Source organism: Streptomyces sp. D2-8 (assembly GCF_023184515.1).
Lineage (GTDB): Bacteria > Actinomycetota > Actinomycetes > Streptomycetales > Streptomycetaceae > Streptomyces.
Genome location: NZ_JAAHBP010000031.1, coordinates 1 through 21,842 on the forward strand (window position 1 = coordinate 1; position 21,842 = coordinate 21,842).

24 protein-coding genes, 1 rRNA gene and 1 pseudogene are annotated in these 21,842 nt (G+C 70.1%); 8 read left to right on the plus strand and 18 right to left on the minus strand.

Annotated features, from left to right (window positions below):
* The first annotated feature begins 6 nt into the window (after window positions 1–6).
* Window positions 7–123, plus strand: a 5S ribosomal RNA gene (gene rrf, locus G3I77_RS37070).
* Between the two features lie 49 nt (window positions 124–172).
* On the opposite strand, the gene G3I77_RS37075 is transcribed toward rrf, so the two are convergent.
* Genes G3I77_RS37075 through G3I77_RS37090 form a run of 4 tightly spaced genes read right to left on the minus strand, consistent with a single transcriptional unit; the run spans window position 173 to window position 3,805 of the window.
* Window positions 173–844: a response regulator transcription factor gene (locus G3I77_RS37075; RefSeq protein WP_248511095.1), complete on the minus strand. Its 672-nt coding sequence runs from the start codon at window positions 842–844 to the stop codon at window positions 173–175.
* Complete coding sequence (locus G3I77_RS37080) at window positions 841–2,085, minus strand: sensor histidine kinase (RefSeq protein WP_248511096.1); 1,245 nt, start codon at window positions 2,083–2,085, stop codon at window positions 841–843. The genes G3I77_RS37075 and G3I77_RS37080 overlap by 4 nt, the downstream gene beginning before the upstream one ends.
* Window positions 2,086–2,108: 23 nt before the next feature.
* Window positions 2,109–2,888: an ABC transporter permease gene (locus G3I77_RS37085; RefSeq protein ID WP_248511097.1), complete on the minus strand. Its 780-nt coding sequence runs from the start codon at window positions 2,886–2,888 to the stop codon at window positions 2,109–2,111.
* Window positions 2,885–3,805, minus strand: a complete 921-nt coding sequence (locus tag G3I77_RS37090) for an ABC transporter ATP-binding protein (RefSeq protein WP_248511098.1) — start codon at window positions 3,803–3,805, stop codon at window positions 2,885–2,887. Before G3I77_RS37090 ends, G3I77_RS37085 begins: the two co-directional genes overlap by 4 nt.
* 93 nt (window positions 3,806–3,898) lie before the next feature.
* On the opposite strand from G3I77_RS37090, the gene G3I77_RS37095 reads away from it, so the two are divergent.
* Window positions 3,899–4,441, plus strand: coding sequence for a GNAT family N-acetyltransferase (locus tag G3I77_RS37095; protein WP_248511099.1), 543 nt, complete (start codon window positions 3,899–3,901; stop codon window positions 4,439–4,441).
* A gap of 24 nt (window positions 4,442–4,465) precedes the next feature.
* Here G3I77_RS37095 and G3I77_RS37100 read toward each other — a convergent pair whose 3' ends face one another.
* The 10 genes and pseudogenes from G3I77_RS37100 to G3I77_RS40990 form a co-directional block, all read right to left on the minus strand.
* Entirely contained in the window at window positions 4,466–6,004 is a 1,539-nt protein-coding gene (locus G3I77_RS37100) for a TraM recognition domain-containing protein (RefSeq protein WP_248511100.1), read from the minus strand.
* Window positions 6,005–6,020: 16 nt separating this feature from the next.
* Window positions 6,021–7,430 carry an ATP-binding protein gene (locus tag G3I77_RS37105; protein ID WP_248511101.1) on the minus strand — a complete coding sequence of 470 codons (1,410 nt, stop codon included), beginning with the start codon at window positions 7,428–7,430 and terminating at the stop codon, window positions 6,021–6,023.
* A gap of 6 nt (window positions 7,431–7,436) precedes the next feature.
* A complete protein-coding gene (locus G3I77_RS37110; protein WP_248511103.1) occupies window positions 7,437–8,993 on the minus strand; it encodes an SCO6880 family protein in 1,557 nt (518 codons plus the stop codon).
* Window positions 8,990–10,318 carry a hypothetical protein gene (locus G3I77_RS37115; RefSeq protein ID WP_248511104.1) on the minus strand — a complete coding sequence of 443 codons (1,329 nt, stop codon included), beginning with the start codon at window positions 10,316–10,318 and terminating at the stop codon, window positions 8,990–8,992. Before G3I77_RS37115 ends, G3I77_RS37110 begins: the two co-directional genes overlap by 4 nt.
* Window positions 10,308–11,138: a hypothetical protein gene (locus tag G3I77_RS37120; RefSeq protein WP_248511106.1), complete on the minus strand. Its 831-nt coding sequence runs from the start codon at window positions 11,136–11,138 to the stop codon at window positions 10,308–10,310. Before G3I77_RS37120 ends, G3I77_RS37115 begins: the two co-directional genes overlap by 11 nt.
* A gap of 215 nt (window positions 11,139–11,353) precedes the next feature.
* Complete coding sequence (locus G3I77_RS37125) at window positions 11,354–11,662, minus strand: hypothetical protein (protein WP_248511108.1); 309 nt, start codon at window positions 11,660–11,662, stop codon at window positions 11,354–11,356.
* Window positions 11,663–12,141: 479 nt separating this feature from the next.
* Window positions 12,142–12,387, minus strand: a pseudogene (locus G3I77_RS37130) (peptidase S8); the annotation flags it as partial.
* Between the two features lie 353 nt (window positions 12,388–12,740).
* Window positions 12,741–12,977: a DUF397 domain-containing protein gene (locus G3I77_RS37135; protein ID WP_248511110.1), complete on the minus strand. Its 237-nt coding sequence runs from the start codon at window positions 12,975–12,977 to the stop codon at window positions 12,741–12,743.
* Complete coding sequence (locus G3I77_RS37140) at window positions 12,970–13,158, minus strand: DUF397 domain-containing protein (protein ID WP_248511112.1); 189 nt, start codon at window positions 13,156–13,158, stop codon at window positions 12,970–12,972. The genes G3I77_RS37135 and G3I77_RS37140 overlap by 8 nt, the downstream gene beginning before the upstream one ends.
* 9 nt (window positions 13,159–13,167) lie before the next feature.
* Complete coding sequence (locus G3I77_RS40990) at window positions 13,168–13,377, minus strand: hypothetical protein (RefSeq protein WP_308311443.1); 210 nt, start codon at window positions 13,375–13,377, stop codon at window positions 13,168–13,170.
* A gap of 255 nt (window positions 13,378–13,632) precedes the next feature.
* On the opposite strand from G3I77_RS40990, the gene G3I77_RS37150 reads away from it, so the two are divergent.
* Together G3I77_RS37150 and G3I77_RS37155 are read left to right on the plus strand one after the other, a co-directional pair.
* Entirely contained in the window at window positions 13,633–14,640 is a 1,008-nt protein-coding gene (locus tag G3I77_RS37150; protein WP_248511270.1) for a bifunctional lytic transglycosylase/C40 family peptidase, read from the plus strand.
* 246 nt (window positions 14,641–14,886) lie between these two features.
* The gene (locus G3I77_RS37155) at window positions 14,887–15,585 is read left to right on the plus strand and encodes a phosphatase PAP2 family protein (RefSeq protein WP_248511113.1); all 699 of its coding nucleotides are present in this window, start codon (window positions 14,887–14,889) and stop codon (window positions 15,583–15,585) included.
* Between the two features lie 36 nt (window positions 15,586–15,621).
* Here the strand turns inward: G3I77_RS37155 and G3I77_RS37160 are convergent, their stop codons facing one another.
* Both G3I77_RS37160 and G3I77_RS37165 read right to left on the minus strand, forming a co-directional pair.
* A complete protein-coding gene (locus G3I77_RS37160) occupies window positions 15,622–17,181 on the minus strand; it encodes an FAD-binding oxidoreductase (RefSeq protein ID WP_248511115.1) in 1,560 nt (519 codons plus the stop codon).
* A gap of 95 nt (window positions 17,182–17,276) precedes the next feature.
* On the minus strand, window positions 17,277–17,447 hold the full coding sequence (locus G3I77_RS37165; protein ID WP_248511117.1) for a hypothetical protein: 171 nt from the start codon (window positions 17,445–17,447) through the stop codon (window positions 17,277–17,279).
* A gap of 138 nt (window positions 17,448–17,585) precedes the next feature.
* Here G3I77_RS37165 and G3I77_RS37170 point away from each other — a divergent pair, with 138 nt between their 5' ends.
* The gene (locus G3I77_RS37170; protein ID WP_248511119.1) at window positions 17,586–18,437 is read left to right on the plus strand and encodes a hypothetical protein; all 852 of its coding nucleotides are present in this window, start codon (window positions 17,586–17,588) and stop codon (window positions 18,435–18,437) included.
* A gap of 91 nt (window positions 18,438–18,528) precedes the next feature.
* The gene (locus tag G3I77_RS37175; protein ID WP_248511281.1) at window positions 18,529–18,696 is read left to right on the plus strand and encodes a hypothetical protein; all 168 of its coding nucleotides are present in this window, start codon (window positions 18,529–18,531) and stop codon (window positions 18,694–18,696) included.
* 32 nt (window positions 18,697–18,728) lie between these two features.
* Here G3I77_RS37175 and G3I77_RS37180 read toward each other — a convergent pair whose 3' ends face one another.
* Complete coding sequence (locus G3I77_RS37180) at window positions 18,729–19,106, minus strand: metal-sensitive transcriptional regulator (protein WP_248511121.1); 378 nt, start codon at window positions 19,104–19,106, stop codon at window positions 18,729–18,731.
* Window positions 19,107–19,310: 204 nt separating this feature from the next.
* Between G3I77_RS37180 and G3I77_RS37185 the strand changes: the two genes are divergently transcribed.
* Window positions 19,311–19,931 (plus strand): DUF47 family protein, encoded by a 621-nt coding sequence (locus G3I77_RS37185; protein ID WP_248511123.1) that lies wholly within the window; start codon window positions 19,311–19,313, stop codon window positions 19,929–19,931.
* Between the two features lie 7 nt (window positions 19,932–19,938).
* Window positions 19,939–20,937, plus strand: a complete 999-nt coding sequence (locus G3I77_RS37190) for an inorganic phosphate transporter (RefSeq protein WP_248511124.1) — start codon at window positions 19,939–19,941, stop codon at window positions 20,935–20,937.
* Window positions 20,938–21,048: 111 nt separating this feature from the next.
* On the opposite strand, the gene pstB is transcribed toward G3I77_RS37190, so the two are convergent.
* Window positions 21,049–21,825 (minus strand): phosphate ABC transporter ATP-binding protein PstB, encoded by a 777-nt coding sequence (pstB, locus tag G3I77_RS37195; RefSeq protein WP_248511126.1) that lies wholly within the window; start codon window positions 21,823–21,825, stop codon window positions 21,049–21,051.
* Between the last annotated feature and the right edge of the window lie 17 nt (window positions 21,826–21,842).

Sequence of the window (21,842 nt, forward strand, 5' to 3'; positions counted from 1 at the left end):
TAGTGTTTCGGTGGTTATAGCGTAGGGGAAACGCCCGGTTACATTCCGAACCCGGAAGCTAAGCCTTACAGCGCCGATGGTACTGCAGGGGGGACCCTGTGGGAGAGTAGGACGCCGCCGAACAATCTTTGGGAAAACCCCCGTATCTTCGGATACGGGGGTTTTCTGCGTTTCAGGACGTCTCTACCAGCTTGGTGTCATACGCCAGGATGACCGCTTGAATGCGGTCGCGGGAGCCGGTCTTGGCGAGGATACGGCCCACGTGGGTCTTCACCGTCGACTCGGCCAGGTGGAGACGCGTGGCTATCTCCGTGTTGGTCCAGCCCTTGCCTATGACCGTGAGGATCTCGCGTTCCCGGTCCGTCAGGGAAGCGAGACGCGGGTCCTCCGGGGGTGCGGCCTCCGACGAGGGAGTGGTCGGCAGGTGGTGGACGTAGGCGTCCAGGAGGCGGCGGGTCAGACTGGGGGCGACCACCGCGTCGCCCGTGGCCACCGCGCGGATACCGGCGAGGAGTTCCTCGGGCTGGGCGTCCTTGACGAGGAAGCCGGAGGCCCCCGCGCGGAGGCCGGCGTAGGCGTACTCGTCCAGATCGAAGGTGGTGACGATCAGGATGCGGGTGCGGTCGCCGGCCGTGGTGATGCGGCGGGTCGCCTCGATACCGTCGAGGCCCGGCATGCGGATGTCCATGAGGACGACATCCGGGTGGAGCTCGGCCGCCCTGCGGACCGCTTCGCTGCCGTTCGCCGCCTCGCCCACGACCGTCATGTCGTCCTGGCTTTCCAGCAGCATGCGGGAGCCGAAGCGCTGAAGGGGCTGGTCGTCGGCGATGAGGACGGTGGTCACTGCGGGAATTCCTCCGGGAGATGAAGGCGGACGCGCCAGCCCTGCTCCGGGTCGGGGCGAGGGCCGGCCTCAAGTGTGCCGCCGTACAGGGCCGTTCGCTCGCGCATTCCGGGTAGTCCGCGGCCGCCCCGGGAAGTCCCGTCGGTGCGGCCGCCGTTGCCGGTGTCCGTGATCGTGACGGTGACGGCGGCCTGCTCCTCGTAGGAGAGCGCTATCTCCGCGGTGGCGTCGGGGCCGCCGTGTTTGAGGGTGTTGGTGAGGGCTTCCTGGATGACGCGGTAGACGGTGAGTTGGCGGCCCGGGGCGAGGGTGGCGCTGCCGTGGGTGGTGGTGCTGACGGGGAGGCCTGCGGAGCGTACGCCGTCGAGGAGCTGGTCGAGGTCGGTGAGGCCGGGCTGGGGGGTCAGGTCGGGCTGTTGTTTCTCCTCCTCGCGCAGGACGTCGAGGAGGCGGCGGAGTTCGGTGAGGGCCTGGCGGCTGGTGGTGGCGATGGCGTCGAGGGCCTGGGCGGCGCGTTCGGGGGACTTGGTGGCCGCGTATCGGCCGCCGTCGGCCAGGCCGGTGATGACGGAGAGGTTGTGGCCGATGATGTCGTGCATCTCGCGGGCGATGCGGGCGCGTTCGGCGGCGGTGGCGAGCTGGGCCTGCTGGTCCCGTTCGGTCTCCAGGCGGCGGGCGCGGTCCTCCAGGGCCTCGGTGTAGTCGCGGCGGGTGCGGACCGTGGCGCCGATGAGCGCGGCCACGGCGGTGGACATCAGCTGCGAGCCGATCTGCTGGTCCCAGGTGCCCTCGCCGTGCCGGAGGACCGACACGAGGACCGGGGCGATCACCAGGGCCGTCGCCCACCACAGGTTGCGCAGGGGGCGGCGCAGGGCGAGGTGGTAGACGAGGACCAGTTGGAGCAGGGCCGCCTGGAGGGCGGCGCCGGTCCAGGCGTTGACGAGGGCGAAGGGGGCCATGGCGGCCAGGACCGCTCCGGGGTGGGTGCGGCGCCGGAGCAGAGGAGCCGAGAGGCCGAGACTCAGAGTGAGGAGCAGCCAGCCGGGGACGTCGAGGTGGTGGGCGTTGTTGCGCCAGCCGCCGCCGGCGTAGTCGATCAGGGCGGCCGTGACCCAGAAGCCGGTGAAGTGCAGGTCCCACAGCAGTGGGTGGCGTCGGTCGAAGGCGCGCACCTTGTGGGTGAGGCGCTGGGCGTACTCGGTGAGGGGCTCCGGCGCCCGGTCTTCCGTCACGGGGTCCATCGTGCGGGATGCGATACCGGGCGTCATACGTCTTTACGGCGCAGGACCACCGCGGCCGTCGTGAGGAGGGCCGCCGTCCACAGGAACATGGCCAGCAGGGCGGCGCCCGGGGTCACCGCGCCGGGCAGGGGCTGGGCGGTGGTGAGGGCCTCAAGGGCCTTGCCGGGGAAGTAGCGGACGGCGTCGTCGACGAAGGCGTACGGGAGCATGGCCAGGATCTCCGGGAGGATCATGACGAGGCCGATGAAGACGCCGATGGCCATGGGGACCGAGCGGAGCAGGGCGCCGATGCCGAGGGCGAGGACGGCGAGGAGGGTGAGGCCGGCCGCGTTGCCCGCGAGGGCGCGCAGGACGCCGGGGTCGCCGAGGGAGGCGGACAGGTCCGTGCCGGCGAGGAACGACTGGGCGAGGGGGAAGGTGAGGAGGTTCGTCGCCAGGGTGAGGGGGAGGGCGACCGCGGCCAGGACGGCGGCCTTGGACCAGAGGACGGGCAGGCGGCGTGGGACGGCTGTCATCGTGGCGCGGATCTGGCCCGTGGAGTACTCGCCGGCGGTGGCCAGGATGCCCAGTACCCCGAGGTTGATCTGGGCGAACTGGGTGCCCAGGAGGACGAAGACGACCGTGTCCATGATGCCTTCGCCCGTGCCGTCGTAGGCGGCGCCGAGGCCCGCGCCCATGGCGGCGGTGAGGGCGCTGGTGACGGCGAGGGTGATCCAGGTGGAGCGCAGGGTCCAGAACTTGTGCCACTCGGAGCGCAGGACGCGGGCCGGGGTGACGCGGTAGGGCAGGGTCGCCGTGGTCATGCCGCTGCTCCTCGCAGGGTCGCCGGGTACTCCACCGCGTCGCGGGTGAGGTCCATGAAGGCCTCCTCCAGGGAGGCGGCGGAGGGGGTCAGTTCGTAGAGGGGGATGCCGTGGGCGGCTGCCGTGCGGCCGATGTGTTCGGCGTCCGTGCCGCAGACCTGGAGGGTGCCGGGGGTGTCGGTGGTGATGTCGACGCCGGGGGCGGTGAGGAGGCGTACGAGGTCGGAGGCCTGCGGGGTGACGACCTTGGTGGTGCCCGCGCCGGAGTGGTGGACGAAGTCGGTGACCGTGGTGTCGGCGAGGAGGCGGCCGCGGCCGATGATGACCAGGTGGTCGGCGGTGAGGGCCATCTCACTCATCAGGTGGGAGGAGACCAGGACCGTACGGCCTTCGGCGGCGAGGGACCTGAGCAGGTTGCGGATCCACAGGACGCCTTCCGGGTCGAGGCCGTTGACCGGCTCGTCGAGGACGAGCGCGGCCGGGTCGCCGAGGAGGGCGGCGGCGATGCCGAGGCGCTGTCCCATGCCGAGGGAGAAGCCCTTGACGCGGCGGTGGGCCACGTCGGTCAGACCGGTGAGGCCGAGGACCTGCTCGACCCGGGCGCGGGGGATGCCGTGGGTGTGGGCGAGGGCGCGCAGATGGTGGTGGGCGGTGCGGCCGGGGTGGACCGAACGGGCCTCCAGCAGGGCGCCGACCTCGGTGAGGGGCGCGGGGTGGGCGGCGTAGGAGCGGCCGGCCACGGTGGCGTGGCCGCGGGTGGGGGCGTCGAGGCCGAGGAGCATGCGCAGGGTCGTGGACTTGCCGGCGCCGTTCGGGCCGAGGAAGCCGGTGACGGTGCCGGGGCGGACGGTGAAGGACAGGTCCGTGACGACCGTCCGGTCGCCGTAGCGTTTGGTGAGTTCGTGTGCCGTCAGCATGCTTCGATGCTCGTGCGTGCCGGGGCGGCGGGCGTCGGACCGGCGGGGTAATCGGGGTGAGGGGTGTCGTACCCGGGTACTACCGTTGCCCGCATGAGCTATGTGATCCGGTCCGTCCGTGCCGGCGAGTGGGCCGCGGCGAAGGAGCTGCGGCTCGCGGCGCTGCGGGACCCGGTGGCGCACCTCGCCTTCCTGGAGACGTACGAGGAGGCCGCGGCCAGGCCGGACGCCTTCTGGCAGGAGCGGACCGCGGGGGCCGCCGAAGGGGCGGACAAGGCGCAGCAGATCATCGCCGAGGGGCCGGACGGGCGGTGGGTGGGGACGCTGACCGTGCTCGTGGAGGAACCCGGGACGACCGACTGGGCCGGGTTTCCGGTGGAGCGCAAGCAGGGGCATGTGGTCGCCGTGTTCGTACGGCCCGAGGAGCGCGGGAGCGGGCTGACCGAGGTGCTGTTCGACGCGGCCCTGGAGTGGTCGTGGGGGCAGGGCCTGGAGCGGGTGCGGCTCATCGTGCACGAGGAGAACGGGCGGGCGCAGCGGTTCTACCGGCGGGTGGGGTTCCTGCCGAGCGGGGTGACGGTGCCGCTGGGGGACGCCGGGGAGCGGGAGTTGGAGTTCGTCCTCGAGCGGGAGTGAGGGGCTTCGGCCGGGGGGGGCCGGTCAGACCGGCAGTTCGTCGTGCGGCCAGCGGGAGCGGCCCTGTTCGCGGGACCGGAGCAGGGCCAGGGTCGGCATGCCCCGGTCCGCTCCGGTGGCCAGCAGCTCCGGGAGGTGGGGAAGCGGGGCCACGGCCGCGACGTCGTCCAGGACGAGCGTCATTGGTGGGTCGAGGCGACCGGAGGATGACCGTTCGGCCATGTGCCGGCCGCGCTCGACCACGCTGGAGACGAGGGCCGTCAGGAAGGGCATCGCGCCCGGGTTCGTCCTGGGGTCCTCGATGGATTCCCCCACCACATAAAGCGTGCCCCCTTCGTGGATGAAGGAATCCAGGGCGAGGGCATCAGTTCGGTTGGGAGTGCAGGCCTCGCGGATGTTGACCGTGGAGAGGGCCGCGAGGGCGCGGGTGGTCAACTGCTGGGCCATGTCGCGACGTTCGGGGTGGGCTGTGAGGGCGCCTTCGAGCTCGCCCGCGGAGCCGGGGGCGGCCTTGGGACTCGTGCGGAGGATGCGTACGGCGTCCTGGATCTGGGTGCCCTGGGACCAGCGGTGGACGTGGCGGATGGTGCGGCCGTCGATCGCCGCGGCGTGCAGGTAGCTCCGTAGGAGGGTGGCGGCGGTGTCGCTGACCGCCTGGTCGAGTTTGGCGGTGGGGCGTACGGGGGTGAGGAGGGCGGTGGCTCTGCTCGTCGCTGTTTCTCTGTCCTCGCAGCCGGTGGTGGGGGACCAGTGGAGGCGGGACGGGGTGTCGCAGAGGTGGGTGGGGTCGTAGAGGTGGGTGGGGCCCAGTTTGGCTCTGGCGTCCTTGGTTTCCTGCCAGAGGGTGGGGTTCGAGGTGACGATGAGGGCTGGGCCTTCCGCGTCCCGTACGGCTTGGGCGGCGGTGGTCTGGCGGGTTTCCCTCGGGGCGACGAGGATCTTTTCCCACCCGCCGGCCCGTTCCTGGGCGAACAGGGAAGCCGGGGACACGGGGACGGTCGCCGAAGGGGCCGGGGCCGGGGTTGCCGTCGGGTATGCGGGGTCGGTGGAGCCTGGTCCGGGCTCCGGGGAGTGCGAGCGGGGCGTCGGCACCTCGTGCTGCACCGCCGTGGACACGGGCTCCTGTGCCGGTGTCGGCACCTCGTGCCGCGTCGGGGTCGGCCGTTGCTCCGCCGCGGCCATGCGCTCCGCCCGGCGCCTCGCCCGGACCGCCCGCCACCGGGCCAGCGTGCCCATCACGAACACCGTCAGGACGACCAGGGTCATCAGCTGGCCGATGAGCAGGCCCCAGAACAGGCCGTAGCCGGAGAGTTCGCCGGGGGGCGTGTCGGGCCAGGCGCCGGGGATGTCGTGCGGCTGGGCGACGAGGCCGCGCATGGCCGACGGCGTACGCGTGAAGGTGACGCCGGACGGCCAGGAGCCGTGGGCGAACCAGGCGGCGAGGCCGGTGGCCGTCCACACCAGCAGGGTCATGCCGAGGAGGAACGCGAGTATGCTGACCAGCAGGCCGTCGGGGATGCCTCCCTGGCCGTCCCGCTGGGTGTGACGGTCGTCCGGTCTCACGCGTCCTCCCCTGTGCCTACGCCACCGTCGATTCGGAGTCGCCCAGGTGGTGCTCCACGAAGGCCGCGGCCCGTTCCTCCGCCTCGAGTTCGGCGGCGTGCAGGGCGTCGTCCGCGAGGTCGGCGGAGGACTGGGTCATCGCGCGGTCGGTGAAGACCAAGGGGCGTTCGGTCTCCGTGACCAGGTGTTTGACGACCTGGACATTGCCGTTGACGTCCCAGACGGCGATGCCGGGGGTGAGGGTCGGGATGATCTCCACCGCCCAGCGGGGCAGGCCCAGGACGCGTCCGGTGGCCCGTGCTTCGTCCGCCTTCTGCGCGTAGATCGTTCTCGTCGACGCCATCTTCAGGATCGCGGCCGCTTCCTTCGCGGCCGCGCCGTCCACGACGTCCGACAGGTGGTGGACCACCGCCACGAACGACAGGCCCAGGCGTCGGCCGAACTTCAGCAGGCGCTGGAACAGCTGGGCGACGAAGGGGCTGTTGATGATGTGCCAGGCCTCCTCGACCAGGAAGATGCGCTTCACCCGGTCGGGGCGGATCCAGGTGTGCTCCAGCCACACGCCGACGATCGCCATGAGGATGGGCATGGCGATGGAGTTGCGGTCGATGTGGGACAGGTCGAAGACGATGAGCGGCGCGTCGAGGTCGATGCCGACCGTGGTGGGGCCGTCGAACATGCCGCGCAGGTCACCGTCGACCAGGCGGTCCAGGACCAGGGCGACGTCGAGGCCCCAGGCGCGTACGTCGTCTATGGCGACGTTCATCGCCTCGGCCGACTCGGGCTCGGGGTGGCGCAGTTGCTCGACGATGTCGGTCAGGACCGGCTGGCGGTCGACGATGGTCTCGTTGACGTAGGCGTGGGCGACCTTGAGGGCGAAGCCGGAGCGCTCGTCCAGGCCGTGGCCCAGCGCGACCTCGATGATCGTGCGGAGCAGCGCGAGCTGGCCCGTGGTCGTGATCGCGGGGTCGAGCGGGTTGAGGCGGATGCCCATGTCCAGGGCCGCCATCGGGTCCAGGCGGATGGGAGTTATGCCCAGCTCCTGGGCGACGAGGTTCCATTCGCCGACGCCGTCCTCGCCCTGGGCGTCCAGGACGACGACCTGGCGGTCCTTGAAGCGGAGCTGGCGCAGGACGTACGTCTTCTCCAGCGCCGACTTGCCGTTGCCGGACTCGCCGAGGACCAGCCAGTGGGGGGCGGGGAGCTGCTGGCCGTAGAGCTGGAAGGGGTCGTAGATGTAGCCCTTCCCGGAGTACACCTCGCGGCCGATGATGACGCCGGAGTCGCCGAGGCCGGGGGCGGCGGTCGGGAGATAGACCGCCTGGGCCTGGCCCGTGGACGTGCGCACCGGGAGCCTGGTCGTCTCGACCTTCCCGAAGAGGAAGGAGGTGAAGGCGTCGGTGAGGACGGACAGCGGGTCCCGCATCAGGTCCTACCTCCGAATGCCGGTGGCGAAGGGAAGGGTGTTCACGAAGGCGCGGTGGTGCTCGCGGTCGCACCATTCCAGCTTGAGGTACGACTTTCCGGCCGAGGCCCTTATCGTCCGCTTGTCGCGGGCGAGGGCGTCGGGGGAGCGGGAGGAGACGGTGATGTAGCCGACGAGGTTGACGCCGGCGGCGCCGCTGGCGAGGTCCTCGCCGCGCTGGTCGAGCCGGGAGTTGGCGGCGACGTCGCGCGGGTCGACGGTCCGGTTCATCTTGGCGGCGCGGGACGCCTCGGCCTCGTCGTTGGTCTTCTCCGTCAGCATGCGCTCGATGGCGACCTCGGTGGGTTCGAGGTCCATCGTGACGGCGACCGTGCGGATGACGTCCGGGGTGTGGACGAGCAGCGGGGCGAGGAAGTTGACGCCGACCGGGGTCATCGGCCACTCCTTCACCCAGGCCGTGGCGTGGCACCAGGGGGCGCGGGTGGAGGACTCGCGGGTCTTGGCCTGGAGGTAGGTGGGCTCCATGGCGTCCAGTTCGGCCGGCCAGGCGTTGCGCTTGGTCATCGCCTGGATGTGGTCGATGGGGTGGTCCGGGTCGTACATGGAGTGGATCAGCGAGGCCAGCCGTCCCTGACCGAGCGGCTGCCGGACGCGGATGTCGGCCTCCTGCAGGCGCGAGCAGATGTCCGTGAGCTCGCGGGCCATGACGACGGCGAGTCCGGCGTCCCGGTCGACCTTGCCGCCGTGGGCGCGGGCGGCGCGGGCCATGGCGTTGGCCTCGGCGGCGAGGTCGCGCGTGTAGTGCATGCAGGCGACGAGGTAGGCGCGGTGCTGCTCGCTGCTGGTGGACACCATCGACTGGAGCTGGTCGTAGGACTCCTGGAGCCACGGCAGGGCCTTCTCGTCGCCGCGGACGGCGACGTCCTTGTTGTGGGCGTCCGGGTCGGCCGGGAGGGTGCGGGCCAGCATCTGGAGGCGGGTGACGAAACCGTCGCCGTTGGCCACGTGCTTGAGCAGCGTGCCGAAGCGGTCGACGAGGGCCTCCTGGTCCTCGCTGTCGCGCAGGCCGACGCCGGGGCCCTCGATCTCGATGGCGGCGGTGACGGTCTTGCGGTCGGCGTGCAGGAGCACGGCGATCTCGTCGGGGCCGAAGGGGGCGGCCAGCCAGGTGATGCGGCCGATGCCGGGGGGCGGGCCGATCTCCACCTCGCGGCCGTCCAGCCGGGTGCCCGCCTCGATGACGGCGGAGCGGTAGGCGGTGCCCTGCTTCAGGGTCCGCTTGTAGCTGCGGTTGATCTCGAACCACTTGTAGAACGTGCGGTGCTTGTACGGCACGTACACCGCGGCCAGCGCCAGCATCGGGAACCCGGCGAGCAGCACGATGCGCAGCGACAGCGTCGGGACGAGGAGCCCGCACATCATGCCGAGGAACGCGCCCACGACGATCAGGGCGATCTCGCCGGTCTCGCGGTTGCGGCCGATGATCGCGTTCGGCCGGGCGCGGCCGATCAGATACGTCCGGCGGGGCGTGACCGGATGGGACACGTGGGACTCGGTCGTCAACGCCCTTCACCTCCCGTGCGGTTGGTACTGCTGTTGCGGGTGTTGCTGGCGTGGGGAGTGTTGACGGGGCTGCTCGAACGGGGGGCGGGTGCGGCGGAGGGGACAGATCCGCCGCCGCCGTTCGAGGTGCGCGCGCTGTGCGCGGCGACTCCGCCGGAGGCGGGGTTGCTGGGGCGGGGGGCGGAGGACTGGCTGCCTCCGCCGTTGTTGTCGGCGCGGGTGCTGTGGGTCTTGATGCCCTGCGCGACGAGGGAGGCGGGGGAGCTGATGACGGCCGCGGCCTTGCCTTCGGCGCCCTGCATGAGGCGGTTGTTGCGGGAGCCGGCGATCTCGTCGCCGAAGCCGGGGACGAAGCGGTAGATCATCGCGCTGGCGAAGATGGCGAGCAGGATGATGGCGAGGCCGGAGACGACGGCAGAGAAGGCGTTCGGGCCGTCGTCGGCGGAGAGTGCGCCGGCGAGGCCGAGGACGATGACGATGACCGGCTTGATGAGGATGACCGCGATCATGATGCCGGCCCAGCGGCGGACGTGACCCCACAGGTTCTTGTCGACGAGGCCGGCGTAGACGACGGTGCCGAGGAGGGCGCCGACGTAGAGCAGGGCCGCCCTGATGACGAGCTCCAGCCAGAGGACGCCGGCGGCGAGGATGCTGACCAGGGAGACGACGATCAGCATGATCGGGCCGCCGCCGATGTCCTCGCCCTTCTTGAGGGCCTCGGAGAACGTGCCGAAGAACGCGTCGGTCTGGTCGCCGGTGGCTTTGGCGAGGACCTCGGTGACGCCGTCGGTCGCGGAGACGACGGTGTAGAGGATCAGGGGGGTGAAGGCGGAGGCCAGGACGGTCAGCCAGAGGAAGCCGATGGCTTCCGAGAGGGCGGTGGTCAGGGGGACGCCGCGGACGGCTCGTTTGGCCACGGCCAGGAGCCAGAGCAGGAGCGTGAGGATCGTCGACGCGGCGAAGACGACGGCGTACTGCTGGAGGAACTTGGGGTTCGTGAAGTCGACGTTCGCGGTCTCCTTCACGGCCTCGCTGAGCTTGTCGACGGTCCAGGAGGCGGCGTCGGCACAGCCCTTGGCGAGGGAGGAGAGGGGGTCGAGGGTGGAGGTGGGGTCGAGCCGGGAGGTGCCGCTGCCGCTACCGCTGTCGGTGTCGCCTTCGCAGATTTCGAGCGCCCTGCCGGAGAGCAGGGAGCAGTTGTCGTTGCTGGGGCTGGGCGACGGTGTGGGCGCGGCCGTGGCCCGGGCGGCGAACAGGACCACCGCGGTCTGTACGGCGGTGAGGGTTGCGGCGACCTTGACTGCGCGGCGCGGGCTACCGGGCATACGTGAACCCTCCGAACTCCTCGACGGCCTTGGAGATGTCTTCCGAGGTCGACACCTTGTTGTCGCCGTTGACCGGCGCGGGGCCTTCCTTCTGGGAGAAGCTGTCGACCTTCCAGTCGCCGTCGGTCCAGCGCAGGTGGAGGGTCATGGTGAACCAGTCGTTGGTGACGGGGTTCTGCGAGCTCTCCCCGGTCATCCCGAACACGCCGGTGCACCAGACCTCGACGGTGGCGGTGCTGCCCGAGAAGTCGGTGACTTTGGTGCCGACCGGCATCGTGCGGGAGACGTAGGTGCTGCCCTTGGGCGCTTCGCCGTTCTCGTCCAGGCCGACCTTCTCCAGGAACGCCGTGCTGTAGACCTGGTCGAGGTTTCTCTCCAGCTCGGAGACCTTGCCGGCGTCGAACACCTGACGGACGATCTCGGGCCGCCGCGCCGGCTTGAGGATGTCGGCGGAGACCAGTGCGACGGCGTAGTTCGCCGCGGCGCTCTCCGCCCCCTCCTGGTCCTGGGCGAAGCCCGACGGGATACCGGCGGCGGACTTGGACTTGACGGGGCGTTGGCCGGAGGGGGCCGTTGCCGCCGCATCGGGCTTGCCGGAGGAGCCGTCCGTCGAAGAGGACTGGTCGCCGTCCCCCCGGTTCGCGAAGGCGATGGCTGCGATCAGGAGGACCACCACGCCGACGACCGTGACCAGGCTGCGGGGCGAGGAGCGGGTGCGGCGGGGGTCGCCGAAGGCGTCGCCGGAGTCGGGCAGCCGGGTGCGGGTCTGGCCCGTTCCGGCGTAGCCTCCGGAGGACTCGTGGTCGTCACCGAGACTCATGCCGCGTACGCCCCCTCGACGTCGTGCGGAAACACTTCGTACCGGTCGTACTTCTCATACTCCTCGTACGACGGTAGCCGTGCTGGTTGCCGCGCGGGCGCGGTGTGGTGACTCGACATCAGGGAAACGCAACCTCAGCCGGTGGGCACGACGGGCGGGTGGGACGGAGAGGGAGGAGGAGCCGGGCGTGTCCGGCCGGGCGGATGGTGCCCGGGCTACACGGCCATGCCGTAGATGATGGTGAACAGCGTCCCGAGTGAGCCGATGATGAACACTCCCGTCAGGCCCGCGATGATGAGGCCCTTGCCCTGCTCCGCGCTGAAGGTGTCCCGCAGGGCGGTGGCTCCGATGCGCTGCTTGGCGGCGCCCCAGATCGCGATGCCGAGGCAGAGCAGGATGGCCACCGCCATCACGACCTCGATCATCACCTTCGCCTCGTTGCCCAGGCTGCCGAAGGGGCCCCAGTCCGGAGCGATCCCGCCGATGATGGTGTTGATGTCTCCCTTGTCGGCCGCAAAGAGCATGTAAGTCACCGCCCCTGTTGGGTAGTTCCGCACCCTCTGCGGTCGTGCAGAGGTCAGGCCTCATTCTCGCCGACAATGATGCTGTCGGATGTCGACTTGGCGTCATTGATTGGCGGGTTTCGTACAAATACCTTGCCACCGTTCCGCGCCGGCCCCTAGGGGTGGCGACGGACGGTGTGCGAAGGATCGTATGGTCACTCTGTGTATCACGGCAGGTCACGCCGGGCAATGAGGCCTGAGCGGAACCTGGTGTGTGGTTCCGTCGTTGTGCCCTCTTGCGGTCTTTCTCACCTTTACAGGCTGTTTCTGACGGCTGGTCGGGTGAGTCGTCGCGCCGGTGTTCCCGGGGTGAAGGCTACCTGGCAAGGCGCAGAGGCCGTGGCTGGGTTGCCGCGGCCCCCTGCGTTTCCTGCCGTCCCCGGGCCCTTACGGCGCCGGGCGGCGCTCCTCGGTGACGGTCTGTCACCAGCTGGGAGGTGTCAGCCGGGGAAGGCGCCGAGTCCCTCCGGGGTGCCCGGACCGGTCGGACCGTCGTAGCCCGTCCGGGCGGTGCGGAAGGAGCTGGTGGTGCGGTTGCCGTTGCCGCCGCTGGTGACGTCGTTCAGGGCGGATGTGTTCGCGTAGGGGAATTCGGACGGGTCGGAGCCGGCGGACGGGGTGCCCGCGAGGGCGTGGACGCTCGCGATGATCGGGGCGGAGGCGCTGGTGCCGCCGTAGGTGGCCCAGTCCTCCATGCCCTCCTCTTCGCGGTCATGGCGTTTGTCTTCGCCACTGGCCCTCAGCTCCTGGACAAAGCCGTCAACTGAGTGGCTTGACAGCCCCGTGCTCAGCCCTCGCGCCGCTGATGGACCGCTCGACCTGCACCGGACGGCAGTCCCGTCGGCTCCGAGGCCCGCCGGAGAAACGGGGTAGGTGACCGCGTCCTCCGTGCCCGGGGGGATCTTCAGTGAGACCGGCTCGGCAGTGGTCGTCGAGCTGAGACCGAGCAGGGGAACGGAGGCCGTGACCGACAGCGGCTTGAACTCCACCGCTGTCCCTCCGCCGCCCGCGCGGTCGCAGAGCTGGGGCAGGGCTTCGGCTACCGAGCCCTCTCCACGAAGTGGTCGAACTCGCCCGCCCGCACGCCGCGTGCGAAGGTGTCCCACTTGCGGCGGGTGGTGGTCACCACGGTGGCCGGGGCGCTGGTCTCGCGGAGGTAGACGGGGGTGTCACCGTCGTCTCCCTCGCCGAAGGCGATCTCGATCCAGGGGCCTGGGCCCGTTGCGTCCGGTGGGGCGGCGCGGGTCCAGGTGAGGTTCGGGGGGAGCTCAGTCATGGCGGGGCTCGTTCTTGAGGGCGGCGAGGAGGGCGCCGAGGGAGGCCGGTGTGGCGGTGAGTATCGCGCCCGTGGGGTCGCTGCTTTCGGTCAGGCGGATCGTTTCGCCTGCGGCGCCCACGTGGATGCAGGACTCGCCTTCACCGCAGTATGAGGACTTCTGCCAGTGGCTGGTGGACATGTCGGTCTTTCAGAGCGACTGGACGATGTGGTGGATGAGGGCGCGGGACTCCAACTCGAGGAGGCTGAGGGCCATGAGTCGGTCGAGCACCTTGCGGTACTTGTCGAGTTGAGCCTCGGCGTCCAGGCGTCCGTGGTGGACGCCCCGCACCGGAATCTGATCGTCACCGCGGCGCACTGCCTGGGCGGCGACGGACGGCTGGTCCTCATGCCGGGCCACCGCGACGGACGCGAGCCCTACGGCGCGTGGAAGGTGCGGGGGCGGTTCCTGTCCCGGAGCTGCTGTACCGGAAGCGGCGGCGGGGCCCGTGACGGGCCGTGAACCCGTGCGCCGGCCGGAGCCGTCGTGCTCTCGCCGTGCTGCCCGTGCTGTGCCCCGTTCCCCCGTCCGCCCCGACTCTCCTCCCCGTGATCATTCCCGGGCGTGCGGGCCGCCTCTACACTGACCAACGGACTCCTGGGCGGCGAGGGGCGGTTGACGGTGCGTAAGGCATGGATCGTGGCGAGTGTCGCCATCAGCTCCGCCCTGGCCTTCGTGATGCTGCTCGTCGTCGGGGTCTACCTCGTCGCCGGGAACCTGGTCAACGGCGTGGGCGGTGGGGCGAAGTCGCTGGCCAAGGGGTCGGTGCCGGCCGCGTACGCGGCCCTCGTGCAGAAGTGGGGCAACCTCTGCCCCGCCATCAGCCCGGCCCTGCTCGCCGCGCAGCTTTACCAGGAGAGCGGCTTCAACCCGAAGGCCCAGAGCCACGCCGCCGCGCAGGGGATAGCTCAGTTCATCCCCGGCACCTGGGCCAGCCACGGCATCGACGGCGACGGCGACGGCGACCGTGACGTGTGGGACCCGAAGGACGCGATTCCCTCGGCCGCCTCGTACGACTGCGAACTCGCGTCGTACGTGAAGAAGGTTGGCGGGAATGCGACCGAAAACATGCTGGCCGCCTACAACGCGGGGGCGTACGCGGTGATCAAGTACGGCGGCGTGCCGCCGTACAGCGAGACCCGGAACTACGTGAAGCGGATCACGACGCTCTCCGAGAGTTTCGCGGCTCCGGTCGGACGGGTCGACCCCTCCGAGCAGGCCGCCGCCGCGATCGAGTACGCGCAGAGGAAGCTCGGCACGCCCTACCTCTGGGGCGGCACCGGCACCGCTGAGCAGGGCGGACGCTTCGACTGCTCGGGACTGACCCAGGCCGCCTACGAGACCGTCGGCATCAAGCTCCCGCGCGTCGCCAACGACCAGTACAACGCCGGTCCGCACCCCTCGCGGGACGAACTGCTCCCCGGCGACCTCGTGTTCTTCTCGGACGACCTCACCAATTCCCGCGCCATCCGGCATGTCGGCATTTATGTCGGAGGCGGGTACATGATCGACGCGCCCCGGACCGGTGCCGTCATCCGATTCGACCCGATCGACACCCCCGACTACTTCGGAGCCACCCGAGTCACCGAAGATGGCGCGAAAGCACTGCCCACGACGGTGTGAACCGTGTGTTAACCCACCCCCTGAGCTGCGAAGACGTATCTCTCTTCGATAACGTCTGCGTGATCATTCGGTGGAGTGTGGAACGTATCGACGGGGGCCATGCGTTCCTGATGACGTAGCCGAGCAGACGTTCATTCGGCACGTGTCACGCACGCGTGCGGCGGAAGCGGATCTACAACCACGGGGGTGGCAGGAGCGGCGCACGCACAGGTGCGCCGGGAGAGACGACGAAGGGGCCGCAGCACCATGGCTGGACTCGCCGATTCCGGGTCGAACCCCGACGTCGACCTGCTGTACGACATCAATGGCCTGGCCAAGGACGCGCCGGCGTGGTTCGACCGCGTCATGGAGTACGTCGGTGAGTACGGGCTGCTGCTCGCCATCGTCCTGCTCGTGGTCTGGTGCTGGTGGTCCGTACGGCGGCGTGGCGACGAGGACGCGGCGTCCACCGTCGCGGCGTTGGTCTGGGCGCCGTTGGCCGCCGGTATCGCCGTGCTGGTGAACGTGCCCATACGGGGGTTCGTGGAGCGGCCCCGGCCGTTCCTGGACCACCAGGGGCTCGATGTGCTCGTCCAGGGCAAGACCGACTACTCGTTCGTCAGCGACCACGCGACGATCGTCATGGCGCTGGCGGTCGGCCTGTTCGTCGCCGACCGGAAGTTCGGGCTCTTCGGGCTCGTGCTCGCGTTGTTCGGCGGGTTCATCCGCGTCTACATGGGCGTGCACTACCCGACGGACGTCGTGGGCGGGTTCGCGCTGGGCACGGCTGTGGCGCTGCTGTTGTCGCCGCTCGCCATGGCCCTGCTGACGCCCGTGATGAAGGCCGTCGAGCGGTCGCCCCGGGTGGGGTGGCTGGTGCGGAGCAGAGGGCGGGCCGAAGGAGACGACGCGATGATCCCCGAGGCCCGCAGTGAGCGAACCTCGGAGAGGGACCTCGCCGCGTAGCGCGAAGGCCGCCCGGCGCGAAGGCGCAACCCGCCACTACAGCGCCTGGGGATGGGTGAAGAAGCGGTTGGGGTCGTACTGCTTCTTCAGCTTGGCCAGGCGGGTCGCCGCGTCTCCGTAGTACGCCTTGCGCCAGTCGGTCAGCGTCGGGTCCGTGTAGTTCTGGTAGGCCGCGCCCGAGGCGTGCGGGCGCATGGCCTTGTGGGCCGAGGCCAGCCAGTCGCGGGCCGTCGCACCGCTCGTGCCGGCCCGCCAGGCCCCGATGTACTGGGCCAGCATCCGGGAACGGCGGTGGACGAACGCCGTGGACGTGGGGGAGACGCGGTTGACCGCTCCGCCGAGGGCGGTCAGCGCGATGCTGCCCGTGCCGCCGCGCACCGAACCGATCTGGGACAGCAGCGTGCGGATGCCGGCCGTGGAGAGGGAGCGGTCGAAGAAGTCCGACGCGGCGGCGTAGGTCTCGCGGCCCAGCGCCCCCTTCGGGGAACGGCCCGGGGTCGAGCCGGGCAGATGGCACTGCGCGTCCGTCGGGAACGAGGAGCAGCCCGCGTACACCTCCATCGACTCCTCGTACGAGCGGCGCTTCAGGGAGACGCTGCGCGCCGGGGCGCCGACGCGGTCGGCCAGACGGTCGACGGCGTTCTTGAGTTCGCCGTGGGTGCCGAGGGAGAACGCCGCGACCGAGACGGTCGGAGTGCCGCCCGCGGCACTCGCCAGATGCAGGGACGACCAGATCTCGTCGGGCTGTGACGGGCCCCATTCCTGCCACGCCTTCACCACCGCGGCCGCCTTCGACCAGGGCCAGGACAGATACGCCGAGACGCCCTGCGGGGCCGGGTGGGTCTTGAAGTGCAGCTCCGTGACGACGCCGAAGTTGCCGTTGCCGGCGCCGCGCAGGGCCCAGAAGAGGTCCTTGTTCTCGCGGGAGTCGGCGGTGAGCTGCTTGCCGTCGGCGGTGATCAGGGTGGCCTGGGTGAGGCTGTCGCAGGTCAGGCCGTAGGCGCGGGAGACCACGCCGTGGCCGCCGCCGAGGGTGAGGCCCGAGACGCCGACGGTCGGGCAGGAGCCGGCGGGGATCGTGACGCCCTTCGCGGTGAGGGCGCGGTAGACGTCGATGAGTTTGGCACCGGCGCCGACCACCGCGGTGGTGCCGGAGGCCCGGACGCGGTTGAGCTTCGAGACGTCGACGATCAGACGGCCGTCGCCGGAGGACCAGCCGGCGTAGGAGTGGCCGCCGTTGCGGATCGCCACGCGCAGGGCGTGGGTGCGGGCGTAGGCCAGGGTCGTGCGGATGTCGTCCGGGTGGGACACGTACGCGACCGCGGCGGGCTTCAGGCTGTCGAAGCGGGTGTTGTAGAGCTGCCGGGCCGCGGGCCAGTCGGCGTCGCCGGGGCGGATCAGGGGGCCGTCGAGGTCGCGGGCCAGGGCGGACCAGTTGGCGGCGGTGGATCTCGAGGTGGTGGTGGTGGTGGTGCGCGAGGCGTGGGTCGCCGTGGTCCCGGAGCGGGTGTCCGACCGCGTGCAGGCGGCGGTGAAGGGGGTCGCGGCCGCGGCGATCGCCGCCGTGCCCGCTGTGAGGATCGTGCGCCGTTCCATGGGGCCTCCCGGTGGTTCCGTCCTGGGAGACGGGGACGATGGGGGTGGGGGTTCCATGGGTCCGGCCGCGGCTGCGGCGGCGTCCGCCACGGGTCTCAGCCCGTCGTGTGCTTCTCCGCGTCCGTGCGCGCCTGGCTCCTCGCCCTTCTCGCCGGGCCGCGCCAGCCGCAGACGCAGTGGGCCATGCAGAAGCGGCCCTTCTCTCTTGTCGTCGTGCGGTGTTCCGGGAGGTTGGGGGGAGGTTCCAGCCCGTCCTGCTGCGCCACGGCTCCCACGTTACCGACCCCGGGCAAAGCGTTCGTACGGCGGACGGCGCGGGCTCGCGTGACGGGGGCACATACCCGTCGTTAACCGGAACAACGAGGGGGCCCGTGACGGACGTACCGGCTGGGGGTAGGCAGGCGATGACTGGGCGGCAGCGGGAACGGCGGCACGGACGGACGGGTGCGGCGCTCGCCGCGGCCGGGGTCCTGGCCGGGGCAGGGCTGGGAACCGCCGGGTGTTCCCAGGGTGACGCGGTCGCCGGGGACTCCCGTGGCGGGGACCCGGTCGTCGCGTTGCGGCAGTCGGCCGGCCGGCTCGTCGACGCGGGGAGTTCCAAGGCCCGTACGTCGATGGAGATGGCCGCCGGCGGGACCCGGGTGACCATCCGGGGTGCCGGGGTGTACGACTACCGCAAGCGGATGGGGCAGTTGAAGGTGCTGCTGCCGCAGGATCCCGCGGGGGCCGCCGAGCGCCGGCCGATCACCGAACTGCTCGCGCCGGGTGCGCTGTATATGAAGAACAGGGGCGCCGGTGTGCCCCCGGACAAGTGGGTGCGGGTGGACACGCGGACCCTGTCCGACGGGAACCTCGTCACCGGCGGGGCCACCGACCCGTTCGCGGCGGCCGAGGTGCTGCTCGGGACACGGACGGCGACGTATGTGGGCAGGACGGAGGTCGCGGGAACCGGAGTGCGGCACTACCGGGGGACGGCGGACCTCGGTGACGCGGCCCGGCGTGCCTCGGACGGGAACGCGGGGCCCCTGAAGGCGGCGGCCAAGGGCTTCGCCACCGCCGAGGTGCCGTTCGACGCCTACCTCGACGACGAGGGACGGATCCGCAAGGTCAGGCACCGCTTCAGCTTCCTGAACGGGCGGCAGAAGAGCCCCGTGGCCGTCGCGTCGACCACGCTGCTCTTCGATTTCGGGGCCTCGGTGCGCGTACGGTTGCCCAGAACCGACGACATCTACGCGGGCAAGATCGCCGAGGAGTGACCGGCGTGAACTAGCCCGTCCGTGCCATGCGCGGTGTGTATGCCGCTCCCTACTCTAGGAAGTCGGTAACGGCAGAGACGAGGTGATGCACGTGGCTCCGGTCGGCGGTACGGCAGTTCAGGACCACGTGGCCCTCGCCGAGATCGAGCTGTGCGGAGAGCTGATCATCGCGGCCTCGGCCGCCCCGGAGCGGCTCAGCCTGGAGAGCATCGACGAGGTACTGAAGGTGGCGGAGGAGCGGGACTCCTCCGGGCGCTGACCCCGGGCTTCCTCCGGGAGCTCACGTCGGGCTCACGTCCGCAGCATGCGGGCGATCGCCTGGGTCGCCTCCTTCACCTTCGCGTCGATCTCGTCACCACCCTTGAGGGCCGCGTCGGCGACGCAGTGCCGCAGGTGCTCCTCCAGCAGTTGCAGGGCGAAGGACTGCAGGGCCTTGGTGGAGGCGGAGACCTGCGTGAGTATGTCGATGCAGTAGACGTCCTCGTCGACCATGCGCTGCAGGCCGCGGATCTGGCCCTCGATGCGGCGCAGGCGTTTGAGGTGTTCGTCCTTCTGCTTGTGGTACCCGTGCACACCGTGGTCGTGATCGGTCACCACGTCCGCTCCCGCGGTGTCGGAGGTCCCGGTGGTGACATGTGCGACATCTGTTGTGTCGGTCACGTCCGTCATCGCTTCCTCCTGGTGGGCAGTGGGCGGACATATACCCCTGGTGGGTATATGGTACCGAACTTTGCCGGGTATACGGCCCCTGGAACCGCCCCCGTGCTCATCACTGTGCCCGATGGGCGACACTGGTGGGCGGCCCGATAGCCGTGGCCGGATGTTGCGCCTAGCATCAGCCTGACCGAAACCGAAGCACCCCGAGGACCCCACGTGCGCTTTCGTCTGACCCCCAGGGAGACGAGCTTCTACGACATGTTCGCCGCCTCCGCGGACAACATCGTCACGGGCTCGAAGCTCCTGATGGAACTGCTCGGGGCGGACGCACCCGCCCGGGCCGAGATCGCAGAGCGTATGCGGGCAGCGGAACACGCAGGTGACGACGCCACGCACGCGATCTTCCACCAGCTGAACTCCTCCTTCATCACGCCGTTCGACCGCGAGGACATCTACTCCCTCGCCTCGTCCCTCGACGACATCATGGACTTCATGGAGGAGGCCGTCGACCTGGTCGTCCTCTACAACATCGAGGAACTGCCCAAGGGCGTCGACCAGCAGATCGAGGTGCTGGCGCGCGCGGCCGAGCTGACGGCCGAGGCGATGCCGCACCTGCGGACGATGGAGAACCTCACCGAGTACTGGATCGAGGTCAACCGGCTGGAGAACCAGGCCGACCAGATCCACCGCAAGCTGCTGGCGCACCTCTTCAACGGCAAGTACGACGCCATGGACGTGCTCAAGCTCAAGCAGATCGTGGACGTGCTGGAGGAAGCGGCGGACGCGTTCGAGCACGTGGCGAACACGGTGGAGACCATCGCCGTCAAGGAGTCCTGAGCCCTTCATGGACACCTTCGCTCTGGTCGTGACCATCGCGGTCGCGCTCTTCTTCACGTACACCAACGGATTTCACGATTCGGCGAACGCGATCGCCACGTCCGTCTCGACGCGGGCGCTGACGCCGAAGGCCGCGCTGGCCATGGCCGCGGTGATGAACCTCGCCGGTGCGTTCATGGGCTCCGGGGTCGCCAAGACCGTCAGCGAGGGGCTGATCCAGACACCGACCGGGTCGAAGGGGATGGGCATCCTCTTCGCCGCGCTGGTGGGCGCGATCGTCTGGAACCTCATCACCTGGTACTTCGGGCTGCCGTCCTCCTCGTCCCACGCGCTGTTCGGCGGCATGGTCGGGGCGGCGCTGGCCGGAGGGACGACGGTCTACTGGCACGGAGTGCTTCAGAAGGTCGTCATCCCCATGTTCATCTCCCCGGTGGTCGGTCTGCTGGCCGGCTACCTGGTGATGACCGCGATCATGTGGATCTTCCGGAAGTCCAACCCGCACAAGGCCAAGAGGGGTTTCCGGATAGCGCAGACCGTCTCGGCGGCCGGCATGGCGCTGGGCCACGGTCTGCAGGACGCGCAGAAGACCATGGGCATCGTGGTGATGGCACTCGTCATCGCCGATGTCGAGGACTACGGCGACCCGATCCCGGTGTGGGTCAAGATCGCCTGTGCGGTGATGCTGTCGCTGGGGACGTACGCCGGTGGCTGGCGGATCATGCGAACCCTGGGACGGAAGATCATCGAGCTGGACCCGCCGCAGGGCTTCGCGGCGGAGACGACGGGCGCGTCGATCATGTTCACGACGGCGTTCCTGTTCAAGGCGCCGATCTCCACGACCCACGTCATCACGTCCGCGATCATGGGTGTCGGGGCGACGAAGCGCGTGAACGCCGTGCGGTGGGGTGTCGCCAAGAACATCATCCTGGGGTGGTTCATCACGATGCCGGCCGCCGCGCTGGTGGCCGCGACGTCGTACGGGATCGTCGCGCTGGCGTTCCTGTAGCGCACCGGACGCCTACGAAACGGGCCCGCCCCTGGGAGCCAGGGGCGGGCCCTTTTTCGGCCTCGCGGTGGCACCGCCATGCAGCACCGCGAGGAGACTCGGCGGGCCGGATCAGCCGAAGCGGCCGGAGATGTAGTCCTCCGTGGCCTGGACCGACGGGTTGGAGAAGATGCGCTCCGTGTCGTCGATCTCGATGAGCTTGCCGGGCTGGCCGACCGCCGCGAGGTTGAAGAACGCGGTGCGGTCGGAGACGCGGGCCGCCTGCTGCATGTTGTGCGTCACGATGACGATCGTGAAGCGCTCCTTGAGCTCGCCGATGAGGTCCTCGATCGCGAGCGTGGAGATCGGGTCCAGGGCCGAGCAGGGCTCGTCCATGAGCAGGACGTTCGGCTCTACGGCGATCGCCCGCGCGATGCACAGACGCTGCTGCTGGCCACCCGACAGGCCCGAGCCGGGCTTGTTCAGGCGGTCCTTGACCTCGTTCCAGAGGTTCGCGCCCTTGAGCGACTTCTCGACGATGTCGCTCAGCTCGCTCTTCTTGTAGTTGCCGTTCAGGCGCAGGCCCGCCGCCACGTTGTCGAAGATCGACATCGTGGGGAACGGGTTCGGGCGCTGGAACACCATGCCGACCTCGCGGCGCACGGACACCGGGTCGATGCCTGACCCGTAGAGGTCCTCGTCGTCGAGGAGCACCTTGCCCTCGACCCGGCCGCCGGACGTCACCTCGTGCATGCGGTTCAGCGTGCGCAGGAACGTCGACTTGCCGCAGCCGGAGGGGCCGATGAACGCCGTCACCGAGCGCGGCTCGACGGTCATCGAGATGTCCTCGATCGCCTTGTGGGAGCCGTAGTAGGCGGTCAGTCCGCTTACGTCGATTCGCTTGGCCATGATTACTTCACTTCCAG